The organism is Neobacillus sp. FSL H8-0543, assembly GCF_038592905.1.
Classification (GTDB): Bacteria; Bacillota; Bacilli; order Bacillales; family Cytobacillaceae; genus Neobacillus.
Map to the genome: position 1 here is coordinate 3,351,664 of NZ_CP151943.1, position 21,048 is coordinate 3,372,711.

17 protein-coding genes and 1 riboswitch are annotated in these 21,048 nt (G+C 38.6%); of the genes, 10 read left to right on the plus strand and 7 right to left on the minus strand.

Going from position 1 to position 21,048, the window contains the following annotated elements; translation table 11 throughout:
* Positions 1-101: 101 nt before the first annotated feature.
* A complete protein-coding gene (locus tag NSS81_RS16675; RefSeq protein WP_342429796.1) occupies positions 102-437 on the minus strand; it encodes a MerR family transcriptional regulator in 336 nt (111 codons plus the stop codon).
* Between the two features lie 291 nt (positions 438-728).
* Entirely contained in the window at positions 729-1,010 is a 282-nt protein-coding gene (locus NSS81_RS16680; protein WP_342429797.1) for a hypothetical protein, read from the minus strand.
* Between the two features lie 421 nt (positions 1,011-1,431).
* On the opposite strand from NSS81_RS16680, the gene NSS81_RS16685 reads away from it, so the two are divergent.
* The 3 genes from NSS81_RS16685 to NSS81_RS16695 all read left to right on the plus strand — a co-directional run bounded on the left by NSS81_RS16685 (position 1,432) and on the right by NSS81_RS16695 (position 3,742).
* Positions 1,432-2,253 carry a basic amino acid ABC transporter substrate-binding protein gene (locus tag NSS81_RS16685; protein ID WP_342429798.1) on the plus strand — a complete coding sequence of 274 codons (822 nt, stop codon included), beginning with the start codon at positions 1,432-1,434 and terminating at the stop codon, positions 2,251-2,253.
* Positions 2,254-2,366: 113 nt separating this feature from the next.
* On the plus strand, positions 2,367-3,023 hold the full coding sequence (locus NSS81_RS16690; RefSeq protein ID WP_342429799.1) for an amino acid ABC transporter permease: 657 nt from the start codon (positions 2,367-2,369) through the stop codon (positions 3,021-3,023).
* Entirely contained in the window at positions 3,020-3,742 is a 723-nt protein-coding gene (locus NSS81_RS16695; protein ID WP_342429800.1) for an amino acid ABC transporter ATP-binding protein, read from the plus strand. Before NSS81_RS16690 ends, NSS81_RS16695 begins: the two co-directional genes overlap by 4 nt.
* A gap of 34 nt (positions 3,743-3,776) precedes the next feature.
* On the opposite strand, the gene NSS81_RS16700 is transcribed toward NSS81_RS16695, so the two are convergent.
* Complete coding sequence (locus NSS81_RS16700) at positions 3,777-4,286, minus strand: hypothetical protein (RefSeq protein ID WP_342429801.1); 510 nt, start codon at positions 4,284-4,286, stop codon at positions 3,777-3,779.
* Between the two features lie 218 nt (positions 4,287-4,504).
* On the opposite strand from NSS81_RS16700, the gene NSS81_RS16705 reads away from it, so the two are divergent.
* The gene (locus tag NSS81_RS16705; protein ID WP_342429802.1) at positions 4,505-7,297 is read left to right on the plus strand and encodes a dynamin family protein; all 2,793 of its coding nucleotides are present in this window, start codon (positions 4,505-4,507) and stop codon (positions 7,295-7,297) included.
* Positions 7,298-7,437: 140 nt separating this feature from the next.
* On the opposite strand, the gene NSS81_RS16710 is transcribed toward NSS81_RS16705, so the two are convergent.
* The gene (locus NSS81_RS16710; RefSeq protein WP_342429803.1) at positions 7,438-7,845 is read right to left on the minus strand and encodes a DUF1761 domain-containing protein; all 408 of its coding nucleotides are present in this window, start codon (positions 7,843-7,845) and stop codon (positions 7,438-7,440) included.
* A 170-nt stretch (positions 7,846-8,015) separates the two neighbouring features.
* On the minus strand, positions 8,016-8,978 hold the full coding sequence (locus NSS81_RS16715) for a D-2-hydroxyacid dehydrogenase (protein ID WP_342429804.1): 963 nt from the start codon (positions 8,976-8,978) through the stop codon (positions 8,016-8,018).
* 382 nt (positions 8,979-9,360) lie between these two features.
* Here NSS81_RS16715 and NSS81_RS16720 point away from each other — a divergent pair, with 382 nt between their 5' ends.
* From NSS81_RS16720 to recQ, 4 genes are all read left to right on the plus strand, one after another.
* Positions 9,361-10,887 (plus strand): long-chain fatty acid--CoA ligase, encoded by a 1,527-nt coding sequence (locus NSS81_RS16720; protein WP_342429805.1) that lies wholly within the window; start codon positions 9,361-9,363, stop codon positions 10,885-10,887.
* Between the two features lie 32 nt (positions 10,888-10,919).
* On the plus strand, positions 10,920-12,065 hold the full coding sequence (locus NSS81_RS16725; protein ID WP_342429806.1) for an acyl-CoA dehydrogenase family protein: 1,146 nt from the start codon (positions 10,920-10,922) through the stop codon (positions 12,063-12,065).
* Between the two features lie 28 nt (positions 12,066-12,093).
* Positions 12,094-13,653 carry a fatty acid--CoA ligase gene (locus NSS81_RS16730; RefSeq protein ID WP_342429807.1) on the plus strand — a complete coding sequence of 520 codons (1,560 nt, stop codon included), beginning with the start codon at positions 12,094-12,096 and terminating at the stop codon, positions 13,651-13,653.
* Positions 13,654-13,816: 163 nt separating this feature from the next.
* Positions 13,817-15,949: a DNA helicase RecQ gene (gene recQ / locus NSS81_RS16735; protein WP_342429808.1), complete on the plus strand. Its 2,133-nt coding sequence runs from the start codon at positions 13,817-13,819 to the stop codon at positions 15,947-15,949.
* A gap of 148 nt (positions 15,950-16,097) precedes the next feature.
* Here recQ and NSS81_RS16740 read toward each other — a convergent pair whose 3' ends face one another.
* Positions 16,098-16,886: a formate/nitrite transporter family protein gene (locus NSS81_RS16740; protein WP_342429809.1), complete on the minus strand. Its 789-nt coding sequence runs from the start codon at positions 16,884-16,886 to the stop codon at positions 16,098-16,100.
* A 187-nt stretch (positions 16,887-17,073) separates the two neighbouring features.
* On the opposite strand from NSS81_RS16740, the gene yfkAB reads away from it, so the two are divergent.
* Positions 17,074-18,192, plus strand: a complete 1,119-nt coding sequence (gene yfkAB / locus NSS81_RS16745) for a radical SAM/CxCxxxxC motif protein YfkAB (protein WP_342429810.1) — start codon at positions 17,074-17,076, stop codon at positions 18,190-18,192.
* 40 nt (positions 18,193-18,232) lie between these two features.
* Here yfkAB and NSS81_RS16750 read toward each other — a convergent pair whose 3' ends face one another.
* Positions 18,233-19,498: an MFS transporter gene (locus NSS81_RS16750; protein ID WP_342429811.1), complete on the minus strand. Its 1,266-nt coding sequence runs from the start codon at positions 19,496-19,498 to the stop codon at positions 18,233-18,235.
* Positions 19,499-19,674: 176 nt separating this feature from the next.
* Positions 19,675-19,785: riboswitch (SAM riboswitch) on the plus strand.
* A gap of 127 nt (positions 19,786-19,912) precedes the next feature.
* On the opposite strand from NSS81_RS16750, the gene NSS81_RS16755 reads away from it, so the two are divergent.
* A complete protein-coding gene (locus NSS81_RS16755) occupies positions 19,913-21,022 on the plus strand; it encodes a sugar ABC transporter substrate-binding protein (RefSeq protein WP_342429812.1) in 1,110 nt (369 codons plus the stop codon).
* Positions 21,023-21,048 lie beyond the last annotated feature (26 nt).

A 21,048-nucleotide genomic window follows, 5' to 3' on the forward strand; every position in this document is an offset into this window, starting at 1 on the left:
ACATGAAAGTGAAATGGTATCTACAATCATGTGAGATTCCCTAACATGAAAATTAAAAGGCCTAGTCAATTTCCTTTTAAATAAAAAAATACCTACTTCTGTTATGAAGTAGGTCCTTTGCGCATTCCGAACTGGGCATTTAATTGTCCTTGTATCATCTTTCTGCGAACATCATTGTGATTTTGCTGCTTCATAGATCGAAGCATTTCTTTCCTAATTTCATGTGTCTGGACACCGTCTTCTATTTTGTTGGCGATTTCTACCAGTAATTCAACATCAGAAAAGGAGTATTTCCGGCTTCCCCCTTGAGATCTTTCGGGAAAAATTAGTTTTCGTTCCTCATAATAACGGATTTGTCTCTCAGAGAGACCGGTAAGGTCACGAACAACCCCGATGGTAATAACCTTTTTATCTTTATATGAAGTTTCATTTCCCATACTTTCCCACCCACCACGCTTTTAAAGTGATTGTTTGCTATATTACTATATGTTTAGTTTCCTTACATTGTTTGGGTTCAAAAATGAAGGATAGTCTAGCTAACATAAGCTGACTTTTTTTGATACATACCAATCATCCTTCCGCGTTCTCTATCTTAAAGCTATCCGAATTGTGAGACTTTGTCAGCTGTTATGTTAGAAACTCTAACAAGATTTTTTGTAAAATACTCTAACGATTCACTTTATGTATAGAAAAAGAACCGGGCATCCGCTCGGTTCTTGCATTATTCATTAAAACTCGCCATCGAAAGGAGTAAAGGGGAAGTTAAATCTTCTTTCCACCGCACGAAGACGTTGATTGACTCGTTGGAGACGGCGTTGAAGCTGGTCTATTTCTCGTGTATGCTGCTCAACCTGTCTCTCAAGCCGATTTACTCTGCGCTCCAGCTGTTGTGGTTGTCTATCAGGGTCAAACAGATCTTGTTGGGCATACGGATCTTGTTGGGCATATGGATCATACATGTTGTAATCATACTGAATTTGCGGAACTTGGTAATAACCATTAGGATACATCAGGCAACTCTCCTTTTAATAATTAATACCTTATACATTATGTAGTCATTCGCGGAGAGTGTGGGCAAATGCCTAGTAAACATTAATTTTGTAATAAATGTCCCATCTCTAATGTGACTTCATAACTATGCTTTTTTGTAATTATCTTGACAAAACTTACAACTGACCAGATAAACATCCATTTGGAATAATATTTTGTAAATAAAAAGTATTTTTTATCCAATGGATTCGTATCTATATATTTAAGCAATATTTTCATATAAATACTATTGCTATAGTATTTATATATCGTATTAGAATAGTAATTGATTAAAATTTTTCTACTAAAATGTTGAATAAGTAATCAAAAAAAGTTATAATCATTTATATTCTAAAAATTTAAAATCTTTTTGCTAGTGAGAAAACAATAGGGGGATAAAAAATGAAAAAGCTTAAATTATCAGCAATTATGCTCTTAGCTTTCATGTTGATTCTATCGGCATGCGGTACAAGCGAAAAAAGTAATTCTGATGAAAAAAATGGAACGGATGACGGAAAGAAAAAGTTGCGTATTGTCACAGATGCTGCCTATGCTCCATTTGAATACCTGGATAAGGGTGAAGTAACTGGTTTCAGTGTTGATTTCATCACTGCGGTTGCAAAGGAAGCAGGATATGAATTTGATCTTGCCAATACTGGTTGGGACCCATTGTTTATTGAACTAGAGAAGAATATTGCTGATATCGGTATTTCTTCGATAACAATTACCGACGAACGCAAAGAAACCTATGATTTTTCCGTTCCATACTTTTTATCTACTAATAAAATACTGATTCCAAAAGACAGCGATATTAAGAGTGCAGAAGATTTAAAGGATAAAACGGTAGCCGTTCAAAGCGCAACGACTGGACAGGAAGCTGCTGAAGGACTGCTTGGAAAAAATAGCAGTCAAATTAAAAAGTTTGAAAACAATAATTTAGCTATCCTCGAGCTTAAGAGCGGTGGAGCCGATGCAGTTATTGCTGATAACACCGTTATCGAAGAATATGTAAAAAATAATCCTAAGGATAACTTCATTGTTATCGAAGATGTTGATGCATTTGAACAAGAGTTTTACGGTCTAATGTTCCCAAAGGGAAGCAAGCTAAAAGCTGAGTTTGATAAGGCAGTAAATGCTGTCCTCGATAATGGGACATATGCTGAAATTTATGAGGAATGGTTTAAAGCGGAACCAAATATAAAAGTCTTAAAAGACCAACAATAGGGTAAAAAATTGCGTAACTCTTCATACTAGCAGTTACGCAATTTTTGATTTTTAGCTCACCGCAATAAACCATACATAGAGAAAAGTTTAAATGTCAAAATAGGAGGGTCAATATGGATATTCGATGGGATATATTAGCGGAATATGCACCCTTTTTTCTAGAGGGTACGTTGCTTACAATTGGACTATCAGTAGCAGGTATTATAATAGGAACAGTTCTAGGGTTAGTAATCGGATTAGGAAAAATACTGAAAAATAAATTCCTGGCACTGCCATTTAGCGTTTATATTACTTTTTTCCGGGGTACACCCTTACTTGTACAAATTATGTTGATTCATTTTGCCGTTGTTCCTTTGTTTCTAGGTAAAACGCATGCCATTATAGCAGCTATTCTTACCCTTTCACTAAATTCCGCTGCCTATATCGCTGAAATCTTTCGTGCCGGAATTCAATCGATTGATAAGGGACAAATGGAAGCCGCTCGTTCCTTAGGGATGACTCATGTACAAGCCATGCGCTATATTATCCTGCCGCAAGCGATTAAAAGGATGATTCCTCCGCTTGGAAATGAATTTATTGTATTAATAAAAGAATCCTCAATGGCATCATTAATCGCTGCACCAGAACTTTTATACTGGGGACGGGCAATGCAGGGCCAATATTTTCGTGTCTGGGAACCCTATTTGACAGCAGCCCTTATTTATCTGGTATTAACCCTTTCTCTAAGCTTCTTGTTATCGCGTCTTGAAAGGAGGTTGGCAACAGAATGATTGAAGTGAAAAATCTAAAGAAGTCGTTTGGTAAAAATGAGGTTCTTAAGGATATTAATGTTACGATTAAGCCACAAGAAGTTGTCGTTGTAATCGGTCCATCTGGATCTGGAAAATCAACGTTCCTCCGCTGTATTAATTTGTTAGAAACCATTACAGGTGGTCATGTGTTAATTGAAGGAATCGATATTACTGACAAAAAAACAGATATTAATAAAGTACGGACTGAGGTAGGGATGGTTTTTCAGCAATTTAATCTCTTTCCGCATAAAAAGGTGATAGAAAATATTATGCTTGCTCCTATGAAGGTGAGAAATGTCTCTAGCGAGCAGGCAAGGAAAAGTGGATTGGAACTTTTGCGAAAAGTAGGCTTGGAGGATAAAGCTGAAGCTTATCCTGAATCCTTATCCGGGGGTCAAAAGCAGCGTGTGGCCATTGCTAGGGCGTTAGCCATGGAACCGAAAATTATGTTGTTTGATGAACCAACCTCTGCCCTCGATCCCGAAATGGTTGGCGAGGTACTCGAAGTTATGAAACAACTAGCTAAGGAAGGGATGACAATGGTTGTGGTTACACATGAAATGGGATTTGCCAAGGAAGTGGGCGACCGTGTTCTTTTTATGGATGGCGGCTTGATTGTCGAAGAAAATAGCCCAAGTGAGTTATTTGATCATCCGCAGGAAGAGCGAACAAAAGCATTCCTGAGTAAAATCCTATAAAGAGAAGGGAGACTGAATTAGTCTTCCTTCTTTTCTAATTAGTAGAATCAAATATATCCACAATCCGATCAGCAGTCATCCGATTTAGACAAAGTTTAAACATTTGTTCACAAAATCTTTCTACACCTATTTCCTCAGTTGGAAGTTTGATGTGTACGGTTGTTGTGCCGAACATTTGCTTAAAGTAGGCTTTCCTTTGGTCATTTTTACCATCACGTTTTAATGGATTGTACGACCAAACAAACTGGAGCAATCCATCAATTTCTTCTACTTGTCTTATTTCTGCTACTGTCGTTGATTTATTATGTGTATAAATTACTAGATAATAATTGTCGTTCCGGTGCCAATCGATAAATAAAAAATAATAGCTCGTGTCACTATCGAGTTGGGTAATTTCATATCCTGCCACTACTTTTTTACCATTTGTCCATTGATGAAATTTTGGTAAGGTACCGCTGACCAGGACTAATTTTTTAATCTCAAATGAGAGAGGGGAGGATTTTTCAATATGCTTTGCTAAAAAAACGGCTTGAGTCTTTTCCAAGATATTGGCTCCTTTTAGTATTTTTACTTATTATACCTGCAATTTAGCCATAATAGGAATTTCTTAATAATATTAGAAAAGACCTGTCTCCATTGACTTATAAATGAAACAATCCTGTCATCCTATGTTAAAATCAGTTTGATAGAATTGTAATAATTAAGACAAAAATTGGTCATATGGTTCGAATAGTATTAGGAATAAATCTGCCTCTTTTCCATATGAATGACATAGAAGTGGTGGTTACTGGAGGGACAGAAATGACATTAGAGTATCAATTAATTCAAAAGGAATATTACCAAATTTTTATAAATGAAATGGAACAAGTTGAACCGATTCGTGTCCTAGGTGATGCTTATCAGGAAGAACTGCAAAAAGACATGGCGGATTTAACAGCCATTCGATTTGCACAGGGTGAGTTATATTTTCACTATAAGGATTATGAGGCCGCGATTTTTAAATGGGAAACCATTACGGGCGAACTTGGGCCTTGGGCGAAGAAAAATATTGCCGATGCCTATTTTGAAACGGGGCTGTTGTCTAATGCGGAGGACCTTTACCTGGCAATAGAAACAAATAATCCTACGTTAAACACAGAGATAGCACTAGAATTATTTGAATTGTATATCGAACGCGGCAAGATTGACTCAGCTATTCAGATTATTAAAAAGATAATCAATTTAAACCCTGATTATACAAATGTAACACAGATGGCCCGTGAATTTTTTGAGACTCAGCTTGATTGGAAGAATGCTGTTGAGTTGGCTAACAATGAAGCCAAACGAACAGGTTCATTAGATTGGTTTGAAACGGTAAATTTGTATGTTGAAAAAGGTGTGACCAAAAACTTTGCACCAAACTACTTCTTACAAGCACTATTTGATCTGTTTGTTATTGATCAGAAGAGGTTTGAACAACTGACAGTTTCCCTATGGGTTAGTTACAAAAATGAAGAGAACTATTTTACTTGGTTAAAAGAGGTTAATCATCTGCTATTAAATCTTGATATTAAGCAAAATGAAGACTTTCAGTACCTTTCAAAAATTCATAAAGAAACCTACTTTAGTCTAATAAGTGGAAATTATTCCATTAAAAAGTTAGAGGAACTAATACCGGATTTATTGACCAATTGGCTAAGATTAGGATATCCAGCAGAGACCGTATTAGCCTCTGCCGCTGTTCTTTCTTGGAATGAACTTTTTCCTGCAAGCATTAGTATGGAAATTGTCAGTGAGGCAGAAAGACTTCTCTTGATGACGGAAAACAATATGGATGAGCTTGAGGAGTGTTTATCGTTATTTGAATCGATCTTAGATTGGGCCAAAGCACATGATATGGGTGAGAATAACAGATTGAAATGGATGGTTGAACAATTAATCGATTTTGACACGCAGCATATGTTAGTTATTGGCTTTAGTGGTTGCGGAAAGTCGACATTTGTAAATGCAATCCTTGGAGAAGAAGTACAGGATAGCCCAACTTCTACTGCAGTGTTGTTTAGAGACTCAGAGGAATTGTGCATTTCTGAAATCACCGATTTTGAAACGAGTCAGCTCTCTGATTTATCAAAATTTCAAGAACGAATGGATCGGCGAAGGAATGCTTTTGAATCAATTATTGAATTCAAACAGCCAATCCCTTTTTTGCAGGAACAACGTCTAACTCTTCTTGATACACCTGGAATGAAGGGGACGCCGCAGGACCGCTCTGAAGTATTGGAGTATCTTCATGTCGCCGATACAGTTTTATTTGTCCTGGATGCCAATACTCCTTTTACAGATAAAGAGCGTGCCACACTAGCGCAAATACATGATTTAGCACCTAATACTCCTGTCCATTTCATATTGAATAAAATGGACACTATCCCAACTGAACAGGATGCTTATCGAATTTTTGATGAAACAAAAGTGGCGATTCATTCCTTTTTACCTGATGCCCGGCTATTTGCATTTTCATCACAATATGAAAGCAGGCAACAGTTGGCCGAATTAAGAGAGTTTATCCAGTCGAATAAAAATATTAGGAATATAGCGGATAAACGATTGGCGATGCTATTATTCTTTATCCGGTCAACGATTACGAGTCTATTGGAAAAACGAATTGATGTTGAAAATCAGTTGATTGATTCGGTACGCTGGAATGAAGAGGTGCTAATGAAATTAAACGGCGCTGTTAATCAGCTTAAGGATGCAGAGTCGCAAAAAGCAACGACGATAACAAGGTCATACAAAGCCATTAAAGAATCGATTCAAAACGAAATTGCTGAAGTAGTTCCAAAAATGCTTCAGGACTGTGCAGAGTTAATTACTGATGATAGTAGTTTTATCAATATTCATGTCGAATTAAATAATGAGATGAATAATAGAATTCAAGACTATTTGGAGCAGGTATTGATGCCGAAATACTACACCGCTCTGCAAGGCTGGATTACGAGTGCAGAAGAGGAATTCGAAGAAAGTCAGGCATTTTTAGAGGAAATGTCAGAAGGATTTAATGCTTTATACGGGGAAGACCGTATTAATCCTGCTTGTGACTTTAGGGTGCTTGATGATTGGCATCGAGATACTGACAGGATGACTAGCCATTTCAAATTAGATAAAGTGAATATTTTACTTCGAAATACTCCCTCACAACTTTTGTTGAAAAGTGCAGGGAAACTATTTGGAGCGATCACCCAAAATAAAGCAATGCTTAATAACCGGTACAAATCTTTTGTGAAAAACGAACAATATTCAGAAACTGTGACAACAGTAATTGATCGCTTTTTTCAACAGTTTGAGCTGTTTGAAAAATCATTAGAACGCGATATTACCATGTTTTTCAGAAGCCCACATAATGTGCTAAATCAAGCAGTTGAAGAAGCACGTTCTGAAATTGCAGCAAACCAAGATATACTCAAAAAGATGAATACTAATCCTGAAATGTTCCGTGACCCATTGACATTATTTGAAGTAAGACTGCGTCAATTTGAGTGGATGACCGTTGCAGGAAAAGGTGTCCAAACGATATATTAGAAATAATCACGGAAGATGTTTAACGGCATCTTCCCTTTTTATAAGGTGGGATTCTAAATGATAATTTAGCCCAGGAAAATATAAAAAGTCATAAAATGAAGGGTGCCTTGTAAAAAAGGGCACCCTTAAACGTTTCACTACTAAATGAAAGCAGCAATGATTATACCCATGACAGTAAGCGAAAAGATATGGTAGCCAGCACTAATGAAAAATAAAGTGTATTTGCGGCTTTCAAAGAAGGTTGGAGATAATTCTCTGAAAGAGGCAACTAAACCTATAAGAAATCCAATTAATGCACCATCCAAAATGGTAACAGTATCTAATAAGGTGATGAACAATGAAAGGATAATAGCTGTTAATATCCCGCCGAGAGTTGTTAAAAGATACCCAACGTTTGCTCCCTTAGGGTCAATATCCTCCATTTTCTTTCCAAGCGCTTTTACCCATATATTAGAAAACAGAATAGGAGAATACCAAAGAGCTCCAATTACCATGTTCGCTACAACTGCCAAAATAATTGCTAAAATACTAAAATCCCCAAAATTCATCTAATTACTCCTTTACCTTGTATTTTCTAATAACTCAAGCAATAAATCAGGGCGGTTAGTTAATATTCCATCCGCACCAGCAATAAGTTTTTCCATTGTATTACAACCGGCTGTATTGAATTGCTCCTTTGTTTTGTCTAGCGTAAGCTGCCGAGGCGCTTCCGCTTTTCTTAATACCCCTTTGAAAAGTTCACAAGATTAATGTTTGGCGCATTTCCATTGATATAGGTTTTTAAGTTTGGGATAAAAATATTTTCAATGACCCGCTTACTATAATGCTCTGTTGAACCTGAAGTGTGCGGGGTGATAATTACATTATCCATTTCCCATAGAGGACTATCAATAGTTAATGGTTCTTGTTCAAACACATCTAAACCTGCACCCGCGATTGTTCCATGTTGCAATGCATTAATTAAATCTTCCTCAACGACAATTTCACCACGGCCAATGTTAATAAAGAAGGAAGAGGACTTCATCTGGCTAAATTCCTTCGAACCAAATAAACGATGTGTTTCCCTTGTAAGAGGTAAGGTAACAACGATATAATCGCAGTTTGGAAGTACTGAATGTAGTTGGCTGGCAGTATACATTTCATCGACAAACATATCGGGTTTTCCTGAATGGCGTACACCTAGTACATTCATCCCAAACGCTTTTGAAATCTTAGCTACTTCTTTACCTATCGCACCAACGCCAATGATTCCAATCGTCTTTTCATGCATTTCAAGCTTCATTCCCGAGTGATGCCATGTTTTTGCTTGTTGGTTCTTCACGTAGGTATGTATCTTCCGTGTTAAGCCAAGCATTAAGGCAAAAATTGTTTCTGAAATAGGATAGACATGTACTCCATTCGCACTAGTTACGGCCATATTTCTAGATTCGAATTCTTCAAGCGGTAGGCTATCGACTCCTGCACTCCATGTCTGGAGCCATTTGAGTTTGGAATCGGGAGCGAGACATTCATCCTCTAACCCTTTTTTCCAGCCTGCTATAATTTCAGCATCCTTTATATGCTTTTGCCATATCTCTTTGTTTTTGCCAACAATTAATTCCCACTCAGGGATAAGATCTTTAATTTGTTTAATATGATTTTGATCAATCTCATGTGTAATTACCAATTTTCTCTTTTGCATTAGATTCCTCCGTTAATTCTTTGAATACTTAATTTAATGATAACGGAAATTACTATAAAATGATAACTAGAAAACATAAATTCCACTGTTTCTTGGAGAATTTAGAAAAGGTCAGTTCGCATTTTACTAGGGTCCTGACCTCTTCGTGTTTTACTAGACTTCGTTTCTCCGTCTGTTTTGCACCTTCATCGCTACTATTTTATATTGCCAAATTCTATTATAATACCCTAATTTTCGAATACTCAATAAATATCATTCTACAAAATACGCAAAAATACTTAGTATAAATAGATAGTATGAGAAATTCTATTAATATAATATTCTAAAAATTCGTATACTTTGGTATAATAGATTGGAGTGATTTTATGAGGAGGTATAACTAGTGAACATTGGTAACCTATTGTCTCAGAATGCCCGTAAATTTCCTGAACTGCTTGCAATTGAATGTGAAGGAAGGAGCTATACGTACCGTCAATTTAATGAAGAGGTCAACAAACTTGCAAATGGTTTGTTAGAAAAAGGTGTGAACAAGGGTGAAAAGGTTGCTTTAATGATGAAAAACTCTGACCATTTTGTTTTCAGTTTCTTCGCGATTGCAAAAATTGGAGCTGTAGCAGTACCCGTAAACTTCCGCTTAACCTCTTCTGAAGTTCAATACATATTGGAGCAAGCAGATGCTGTTGCAGTCGTTTGCGACAAGGAGTTTGAAGATACGATTGCAGTTGCTTCAGAATCTAGTGATGTACGTATGGTGATTACCATTGGCGAACCAAGTAGGGAAAACTACCTATCGTTTGAAAGCGCTTTATCTAATAATGACAATGAGCCAGAGGTAACTGTCAATGAACAGGACGACTTAGAAATTTTATACACCTCAGGAACAACGGGCCGACCGAAGGGGGCTCTATTTGATCATAATCGAGTCTTTAAAGTGGGAATCGCTGTCACGATAAACATGGGCCTTCGTCCTCATGAGCGTATTTTACATGTTGCACCACTATTCCACTCAGCACAACTAAATCTATTCCTAATCTCAGGTGTTGCCCTAGGTGCAACGCACATCATTCATCGTGATTTCCATCCAGTAAAAACACTACAAGCCATTCAAGAACACAAAATCACTCACTTTTTTGGAGTCCCGGCGATGTTTAATTTTCTTTTACAAGTACCCAATGTAGCTGAATACGATTTGTCGTCTATCCGTAGGTGTGGGTATGGGGCCGCACCAATGGCGCCAGAGCTTGTGAAAAAAAGTATCCAGCTATTTAAGACTGACCAGTTCTATAATCTTTGTGGTTTGACCGAAGGTGGACCTGGTGGAATTCTCCTTGATCCAGAAGGACATGAGCACCATTTAGGCAAAGGCGGGAAAGCAATCTTCTTAACCGAATCACGTGTCGTAAATGAAAAAGGATTTGACGTAAAGCCAGGAGTGGTTGGTGAATTTATCATAAAAAGCGAAATGGTTATGAAAGAGTACTATAAAAAGCCAGAGGAAACAAAAAGTACGATTAAAGACGGTTGGCTGTATACCGGTGATTTAGCAACGATTGATGAAGAGGGATATATCACGCTTGTTGATCGGAAAAAGGACATGATTATCACTGGAGGAGAGAATGTCTATTCCGTTGAAGTGGAAGGTGTTCTTTTTGAGCACCCAGCAATATTGGATGCAGCGATTATTGGTTTGCCTGATGAAGTTTGGGGAGAAGTGGTATGTGCAATCATCGTACCCAAAGAAGGGGCGGTTATTGATGAAGAGGAGTTAAAGAGCTTTTGTCGTCAAAAACTTGCTGGCTTTAAGGTGCCGAGGAAAATTGTCATAGAGGAACAGCTGCCAAGAAATGCATCAGGAAAAATACTAAAATATCAACTTCGTCAAAAAATGAACCAAATGTCGCATAAGTAGAAAACGTTTACAAATAAAAAGGGGCGTTAATTATGAAACATCCATACTTAAATGAAGAGCATGAAATTTTTCGTAAATCACTCAGGAGGTTTTTGGAAAAAGAAGCATATCCCTTTTATGATCAATGGGAGGAAGAAAGAATAATTCCCCGATCTTTTTGGAGGAAAATGGGGGAGCAAGGATTCCTCTGCCCTGATTTGGAGGAAAATTATGGAGGTAGCGGAGTAGATTGGGGTTTCTCGGTCGTCATAAATGAAGAGCTTGAACGTGTTGGCTCTGGTTTAGTCGGGTTAGGACTTCACAGTGATATTGTTATTCCTTATATCACAGCGTTTGGGACCGAGGAACAGAAAGAACGCTGGCTACCTCGGTGTGCTAGCGGTGAATTAATCTCTGCTATTGCGATGACGGAACCGGGTACAGGATCGGATTTAGCAAATATCAAAACAACTGCCAGGCTTGAAGGTGACCACTATATTGTAAACGGCCAAAAGACATTTATTACAAATGGAATCCAGTCAGATTTGATACTTGTTGCCTGTAAAACAGACCCCCAGGCCGTGCCTAAGCATAAAGGTGTTAGTCTGCTAATGATTGAAAGAGATTCACCTGGTTTTTCACGGGGAAGAAAACTGAACAAGGTTGGGTTGCATTGCCAGGATACTGCCGAATTGATTTTTGAGGATTGCAGAGTTCCGAAAGAAAATCTGATTGGCGAGGAAGGCAAGGGCTTTTTGTATATGATGGATAAACTTCAGCAGGAACGCCTTCTTGTCGCAATAGCTGCGCAAACAGCTGCTGAAACGATGCTTAAAGTAACCATTGACTATGCAAAAAGCCGTGAAGCTTTTGGGAAATCAATTAGCCAATTCCAAAATACTCAGTTTAAAATAGCTGAAATGGCGACTGATATCGAAATGGGCAGAGCGTTTTTAGATCAGCTGATTGCTGAACATGTGGATGGTCAGAATGTTGTGACCAAGGTTTCCATGGCGAAATATAAATTGACGGAAACAGCGAAGAAAATTGCTGGTGAATGCATGCAGTTGCATGGCGGCTATGGATATATGGAGGAGTATGAGATTGCCAGACGATTCCGCGATATTCAAGTCTCAAGTATTTACGCTGGAACAAATGAAATCATGAAAACAATCATTGCCAAAAACCTGGGATTATAAGATTTATTTTAAAATTGGAGGAGTTAAGATGACAACGATTGGAAAAATATTTGATTTAACGGTGAAAAAATTTCCGAATAAGGAAGCTATTTACGATGTGAGAAAGAATATTCGTTTTACCTACATGGAATGGAATGAGCAGGTTAATCGCTTGGCAAATGCATTGTTGAAGGAAGGAGTAAAAAAAGGTGACCGTGTTTCTGCCTTCACCTTTAATACAGAAGAATTAGGGACTGCCTTTTTTGCTTGTGCTAAGCTCGGTGCTATCTTCAATCCGATTAATTTCCGTTTAATGCCTGAAGAGGTAGCCTATATTATTGCAGATGCAATGCCAAAGGTTGTTCTTTTTGAAAAAGCCTTGGAACCTGTCATTGCTGCTATTGAAAATCGATTTGAAGCAACTTCTTTCTGGTTTATAGATGAGGAGGCACCAGCCTATGCAGCTAGTTATCAGGATAAACTTGCAGCGGCTCCTGTAGACGTTGTTGAGGTTGAAGTAGATGAAAATGATATTTACGCGTTTATCTATACAAGTGGAACAACTGGAAGACCAAAAGGAGTTATGCACAGTCACCGAAACATGGTGGACCAAAGTTTACTCTGCATTGCAGCTGGAAAACTCGAATCGGAGGACGTAGGTCTTGTGACAGCACCAATGTTCCATTGTGCTGAGTTACATTGTGCTTTTTTACCTAGAATCCATGTTGGTGCAAGAAATGTAATTCTCCACCAATTTAATCCAAAGGTAATCCTGCAATTAATTGGCCAGGAAAAAATCACGAAATTCTTTGCAGCACCTACTATGTGGAATATGATTCTTCAAGAGGATTTAAGTCAATATAATATTGAAAGTCTAAAGCTTGGTTTATACGGCGCAGCCCCAATGGCACCATCACTTGTTCATGCTGTTCATGACAGATTAGGTATTTCTTTAATCCAAGCTTATGGGATGACAGAAATGGGTCCAGCGATTACCTTTTTGTCAGAGAATGACCAGCTTAGAAAAGCTGGTTCTGCAGGTCAAGCCGCATTAAGTCATGATATTCGGATTGTCCGCACAAGGGAGGACGGACCATCAGACCCTGATGATGTCGTTCCAGCGGGAGAGACCGGGGAAATCATCGTTAAAGGTCCTTGTATGATGCTTGGCTACTTTGGGCGTGAAGAAGCGACCGAAAAGGCAATGTATAAAGGCTGGTACCATTCAGGTGACATTGGATATCTTGATGAGGAAGGATATCTGTTTGTAAATGACCGTGTAGATGATATGATTATCAGCGGTGGAGAGAATATTTACCCTCGTGAAGTAGAAGATGTTTTACATGCACATGAGGGGGTACTAGATGTCGCTGTGATTGGTCAACCAGACGATCGCTGGGGCGAAACAGTTACAGCATTTATTGTGAAAAAGGATCCTAATCTAACCGAAGAAGATCTTGAGAATTATTGCAAAAATAGCGACAGTCTTGCGAATTACAAACGCCCACGTAAATACGTATTTTGTGAAGCACTGCCACGTAATGCAAGTGGGAAAATCCTAAAATTCGTTCTGCGGAAGGAATTGAAAGAGATTCTTTCACAGGGATAAGGTATTTTCAAATAATAAGATGAAAGGACTGTCGAGGTATATCGATAGTCCTTTTAATCTTAAGAAAATATAATTATAAAGTGTCTTCAAAAGGCTAGGTAAAATAATAAAAAACTAGGTTATAATGAGAGAGTAATTTAGTTAGTAGAAAGGAGAGACAATTTTGATTGAAAAAGCACGCCATTTATTAGAATCATATTTTGGTTATTCCTTTTTCCGCAACGGACAAGAGCAAGCAATACAATCCGTTTTGTCCGGCAATAATACCATCTGCGTCATGCCAACTGGTGGTGGGAAATCGATTTGCTATCAAATCCCAGCATTAGTCCTTCCAGGTACAACCATCGTAATTTCACCGCTTATTTCCTTAATGAAGGACCAGGTAGATGCACTCGTGCAGGTCGGTGTTTCGGCAACCTATATTAACAGCTCGCTAACCTTTAAGGAAGCAAGTGAACGAATTCGCGAAGCGAAGCAAGGAAAGTATAAGCTCCTTTATATTGCACCGGAACGTTTAGAATCACGAGAATTTATCGAAGACCTTAAACAAATGGAAATTCCGTTAGTAGCAGTGGACGAGGCACATTGTATCTCGCAATGGGGACATGACTTCCGCCCAAGCTATCGTCATATCCAACAAATGGTACATAATCTTCCACAAAATCCGACCGTACTAGCTCTTACCGCAACAGCGACACCAAGGGTACGTGAGGATATTTGCGATTCACTCGAAATTGATGAAGGAAATTCAATCCTTACTGGCTTCGAACGGGTAAATTTATCTTTTTCTGTTGTTAAAGGACAGGACAGGCTGCGATTTTTCCTCGACTATTTGAAAAAGAATCAGAAGGAAGCTGGTATTATTTATGCGGCTACAAGGAAAAATGTTGATCAGCTTTATGAAAGGTTGAAAAAGGAAAATATCAATGTTGCCCGCTACCATGCAGGGATGGGGGATAATGAACGAATCCGCGAGCAGGATCGGTTCTTAAATGATGAAGCATCGGTGATGGTCGCTACATCTGCTTTCGGAATGGGTATAGATAAGTCAAACATTCGTTATGTCCTTCATTTTCAACTTCCTAAAAACATGGAAAGCTATTATCAGGAAGCAGGCCGTGCTGGACGTGACGGACTTGACAGTGAGTGTATCCTCCTCCATGCTTCCCAGGATGTACAGATTCAACGTTTTTTAATTGATCAATCAAGCGATAGAATCCGGATGACACAGGAATTAGAAAAGCTACAGCAGATGGTTGACTACTGCCATACTGAAAACTGTCTGCAGGAATTTATTTTACAATACTTTGGTGAAACCGAAACGAAGCCATGTGGTCGCTGTGGAAATTGCCTTGACTCCCGAACAAGTAATGACGTAACGAAAGAAGCCCAAATGGCTATGTCGTGTGTGATTCGAATGGGACAGCGGTTTGGCAAAACCATTACCGCTCAAGTATTAACTGGATCAAAAAATAAAAAGGTAACAGAGATGGGCTTTGACAAACTCCCCACCTATGGAATTATGAAAAATAGAGGGGCAAAAGAGGTCAGTGAATTTATTGAATTCTTGATTTCACAGGGGTTAATTGCGATTGAGCAAGGGCAGTTTCCAACACTATATGTTTCGCCGAAAGGAAAAGACATCCTCCTAGGGAAGGAACAGGTTTATCGCAGGGAAACAGTTAAGGTTAGGGAAATTGCAAAGGACGATCCATTATTTGAAACGCTGCGTGAGGTAAGAAGAACCATTGCTGAAATGGCAAAGGTGCCGCCATTTGTAATCTTTTCCGATGCCACCCTCAAAGATATGTGTGCAAAACTTCCAAAAACAAATGAGGAACTACTACAAGTAAGTGGAGTCGGTGAGCATAAGTTGCAGAAATATGGCCTTGAGTTCATACAGGCAATTCGTATGTTTTGCGAAGCTCACCCAGAACGTCAACCCGAAATGGGAGCGGCAACAGCTCCGAAAAAGCCCACTCCTAAGAAAGCAATTGGTGATTCACACTTAGAGACATTTGAATTACATCAACAACATTTATCAATAAATGAAATTGCAGAAAAAAGGGAGCTTGCCATTAGTACCGTTGAAAATCATTTATTACAATGTGCCGGGCAAGGAATGGAAGTTGACTTTACTAGGCTAATTTCTAGTGAATACATTCTATTAATAGAAAAGGCTGTTGAAGAAGCTGGCCGGGACCGCCTAAAGCCTATCAAGGAAATTCTACCAGAGGATGTAAGCTACTTCATGATTAAGGGATATTTATATTTTTTAAGTAAGAATAAGGTATAGTACAAAGAAAAGATTCTCTGTTACAATTATTGTTATTTTTTGAATATTCTTATTAATTGTCGACTGCCGGATGTTTTTGATGATATTTCCCGGGAATTTGTCGATAGCAGATTTATTAAAGAATAATCCGCATGTTTTCGCATGCGGATTATTCTTTATATTCATCTAAAAACGGTTTATTGACAAAATGATACATCCACGCCATTAGAATGCCTCCACCTATTAAGTTACCAATGGTTACAGGTATTAGGTTGTGAAACACACCACCCCACGAAATTGTTCCTGGATGATTCAACACCAGTGCGATCGCAAAGGTACACATATTGGCTATGCTGTGTTCATAGCCTGAAATGAAAAAGCAAAAAACAAATAGCATCATTGAAAACATTTTCGGTCCATCGCCCTTTAGGCTCATTGGAAGAAAGAAGGCCAAGCAAACGAGCCAGTTACAAAGGATTCCCCGGAAAAACAATTCAATTGTCGGAACCTGCATTTTCTGTTCAACAACTTTTAATAAAAATCCATTTACTGATGAATCAGCAAAAAGTCCTGTAGTAAAAATCAGCAAGGCAAAAACAGCTGCACCTAAAATATTTCCGATATAACTACTAACCCAAAGTTGAATTACCTCAAGCCATGCCAACTTTCCTCGTAGTGCGGTATAGGTGTAATAAAAGGTATTACCAGTAAAAAGGTCGCCACCACCATAGGCAATTAAGATAATTGCAGAACCAAAAGTCAGAGCTGCCATCGGATAGGCAAAGGGTGAATGGACGGTGTAAAAGAAGTTGCCAGTTTTAAAGGCAACAATGACTCCGAAACCAATAAACATACTTGCAAGCATTGCCCGTAAAATATACCGTAAAAGGCTTTGTCTGAAAATTTTTATCTTCTTTAAGGCGAGTTTTTCAACTTCACTTAAGGGTTGCATTTCCATCCCTTTTTACCACCATCCCACTTGTTTTCGTAGCATCCATATATTTTTTGGTGAAAATGGCTATTTTATGTATGGTTTAATCCTGTATAGAATAAGTTTTTGTAAAGGCAACGAGTAAATTAGATGAAAAATCTCTTATCAGCTATAATAGAATGGTTTTGATACTACTGATAGTAAGGAGTTAACGATGTCCTTTATGAAAAAAATAAGTCCTGATTATGATCCATGGGAAGCCTATTTAGATATTGAACAATATCGGAAGCCGCAGCTTACAAATATCGAATTTACAACGACAACGCTTTGTAATATGCGCTGTGAGCATTGTGCAGTAGGCTATACACTCCAGACAAAGGATCCAAAAGCTTTATCTCTAGATTTACTATTGCACAGGCTAGAGGAGATACCAACCCTTAGGTCTCTTAGTATTACAGGTGGAGAGCCCATGCTATCTCTCTCTTCCGTCAAAAACTATGTGGTCCCGCTCATGAAATATGCACATGAACGCGGTGTTCGAACGCAAATGAACTCCAATTTAACGCTTGACCTTGACCGCTATGAAATGATTACGCCCTATTTAGATGTCCTACATATTTCACACAACTGGGGAACGGTTGATGATTTTGTTGAGGGCGGTTTTGCGAGAATGGAACGAAAGCCAGATTATCAGCAACGAGAAAAATATTTTAAGAGAATGATAGAAAATAGTCGCGAGTTAGTAAAAGCCGGTGTAATGGTATCAGCAGAAACGATGCTTAATAAGCGAACACTGCCACATTTGGAAAAAATCCATCGGCAAATCGTTGATGAAATGCTCTGTCAGCGTCATGAGGTGCATCCGATGTATCCAAGCGACTATGCTAGCAGTCTAGAATCCTTGACACTTACTGAAATAAGGAACGCAATCCATCATCTCCTAGATATCCGTGATGAAAAAGTGTGGATGTTGTTTGGAACGTTGCCATTCTATGCATGCAGTAATATAGATGAGGATCTTGAATTACTAAAAAGGCTTTACAAAACTAAAAATGTAACAATTAGGAATGATCCCGATGGTCGTTCTCGTCTTAACGTAAATATATTTAACGGTGATATTATAGTTACGGATTTTGGTGATACCCCACCGCTTGGAAATATCCAAATGACAGATCTGTTAGCTGCCTATGAAACGTGGCAATCATCAACGACGGCAAAGGAACTAAGCTGTCATTGCCCTGCTGTTTCCTGCTTAGGACCCAATATTTTAGTCAAAAATAGTTACTATCAAGATGTAGATTTTATGGCTGCGCACAATAAAATAAACAAATAGAAAAAGCAGGAATGCCCTTCCTGCTTTTTCTTATTTCCAACTACGCATGATTTTTAATGAGTTTTGGATGGCGTTGCATGGCAGCCAGCAAAATGAATCCACTAAGTATTAACAAAACACTCGTACTAACGAAAACGGCAGAGAAGCCCAGGTAACCTGAAATAAATCCGCCTAACATTGGACCAATAATATTGCCAAGGAATCTTAAGCTTGTATTGTAGCCCAGGACCTCACCTTGCATCGCGATCGGAGCCTCTTGGCGAATATAAGCGATCCGGACGGGAATAATTCCACCAATAGCTATACCGAGTATGAACCGAATGATGACAAGCTGCCAATAATCCGTTATCACTGCTCCAGGAAGATAAATGATTCCTGAGAAAAACAGCAGAATCACAAGAATTTTTATATATCCATATTTATCGGCAAACCTTCCCCAAGTTCTAGACATCAGGAGGTTCCCAAGACCAGCCGCCGAAAAGGCAATTCCCGAGTAAAAAGCAATGTTTGTCGTTCCATGGAGGTCACTTACAAATAAAGATAAGATTGGTTGAATGCTAAAGTGGGCAATTTGAACAAGTGCTGAGATTAGTAAGACTGTTAAAAGGACGGGATTACGAATAATATGCCCAAGCACTTCCCTGCTTGAATAATGGGATTTTGTCCCTTTACTAACCTCGATTTTATATTCTCTTGTGGCAAAGACAAGTATGGCTGAAATGAAAATCGCGATGGAAGTCCACCTAAATGTGAGCGAGTAACCAAGGGAATCAGCTAGCAAACCTCCAAGCAACGGTCCGAGTAATGAACCTGTAATACTGCCTGTTTGAAGTGTACCGAGTACCCGGCCTGCGATTTCTTTCGGTGTCTGTGTAGAGATAAATGCCTGTGACATCGGAATAAAGCCAGTAAAAAATCCCATGGTAAAGCGTAAGAAAAATAATTGCCAAACAGATTCGACATAGCCCGTTAAAAAAATGGATATACCCATTCCGATACCGGAAATGATAAGGACCTTTTTACGTCCAAATCGGTCTCCAATCCTCCCCCAAATGGGTGAAAAGATAAATGCTGAAACAAATGTAACAGCAAACGTTAACCCGGACCAATGTTGCACGTATTTCTCGGAGAAATCACCAAAAGTCTCTATGTACAAAGAAATAAACGGCAGAACCATCGTCATACTTCCTGCGATGAAGAAGTTAGAAAACCACATGATCACTACATTGCGCTTGGCTGACTTTAATTGATTCATGTTAGCGACACTTCTTTCATTTGAATATTTCGGTTTACTAAGTATTATCATACCTAAATTGTTAACCATATTCCAATGAATGCCTCTTTAGTAATCCAAAACGATCCAATTATCACTTGTATCCAAAACTTTAATTATTATAAATATTAAGAAAATACTATTGACAAATTGTTTATAGGAGTTTAAATTAAATTTAATACTTTAATAGAGTAAATGAATAGTACGTTCTCTTATCAAGAGTGGCAGAGGGACTGGCCCTATGACGCCCAGCAACCGTTCCGTTTGGAATTGGTGCTAAATCCTGCAAAACAAAGTGATTTTGTTTTGAAAGATAAGAGAGGAGTAGTCCTTCTTTTTGTGATGAAACCTCTCTTTTCTGGAGAGGTTTTTTGTTTTTTTAAAACCTCTCTATGGAGAAACGGTAGGTAGGAATGCACGTAAAAACAAAAAGAGGGAGTAATAAACATGAAAAGAAATTTTATTAAAAGTACATTGGTTTCAGCTATTGCCGCAACACTTCTACTCACAGGCTGTGCGTCCGGGGGAGAAACTAAACCAACCAACGGGAACACTGCCATTGAAGGGGTACCAGAACGATTTGCCAAAGGCGATCAGCCGAAAATAAAGGTGATACGTAAAATTGGCGGTGACGATCATACTGCTCAATTTTTAGCGGGTGCCAAGCAAGAGGGAGAAGCATTAGGCTTCCAAGTAGATGTGTTTACTGCTAATGGTGACACAGCAAAATTCCATGATGCCATTAACCAGGCTTTAAATCAGGACTATGACGGATTCATTATTTCTCATGGTGACGATGATGCAACAGTTAATGACGTGCAGGAACTTGTGGATGCGAAGAAAAGTGTTGTTGCCTTTGACTCAAATGCAAACCTAACAAATGTCGAAGGAGTAACACTAACCTCCCAGGATGATGAAGCCTTAGCAACACTCGCACTTGAGCAATTAGTAAAGGAAACAAATGGAGAAGCAAATATTGCCTACCTTTGGGTTGACGGATTCCCGCCAATGGTTAGACGTAATAAAGTATATCAGGAAATACTTTCGCAAAACCCTGGAATTAAGGAAGTAGAACGCTTTGGTATTGCGTCTGCAGATACAAGCGTACAAACACAAAATGCAGTAGCTGCCATGCTAAATAAATATCCTAAGGGCAAGCTGGATGCGATTTTTGCTACTTGGGATGCATTTGCCATCGGTGCCGCTCGTGCCCTTAAAGAAGCTGGAAGAGAAGAAGTGAAACTCTATGGAATTGACGTATCGAATGCGGATTTACAGGAAATTCAAAGAGAAGGCAGTGCATGGAAGTACACTGCTGCAGTAGATCCCAAACTAATTGGTGCCGTTAATATGAGATTGCTGGCTAAGAAATTAGCGGGTGAAGAAACACCGCAAACCTATGATTTAGAGGCATCTCTCATTTCCCAAACAGATTTACAAAAATCTAAAGACCCTGTAAACATGGTGAACTTAGCTGAAATTATTGAAGGCTGGGGACAGTCCACAGCTTTTGAAGAAGAGTGGATGAAGAAATTAAAAGAACACTATAAGAAGTAAAAGGGTTAACCAAAGCACACTCTCTT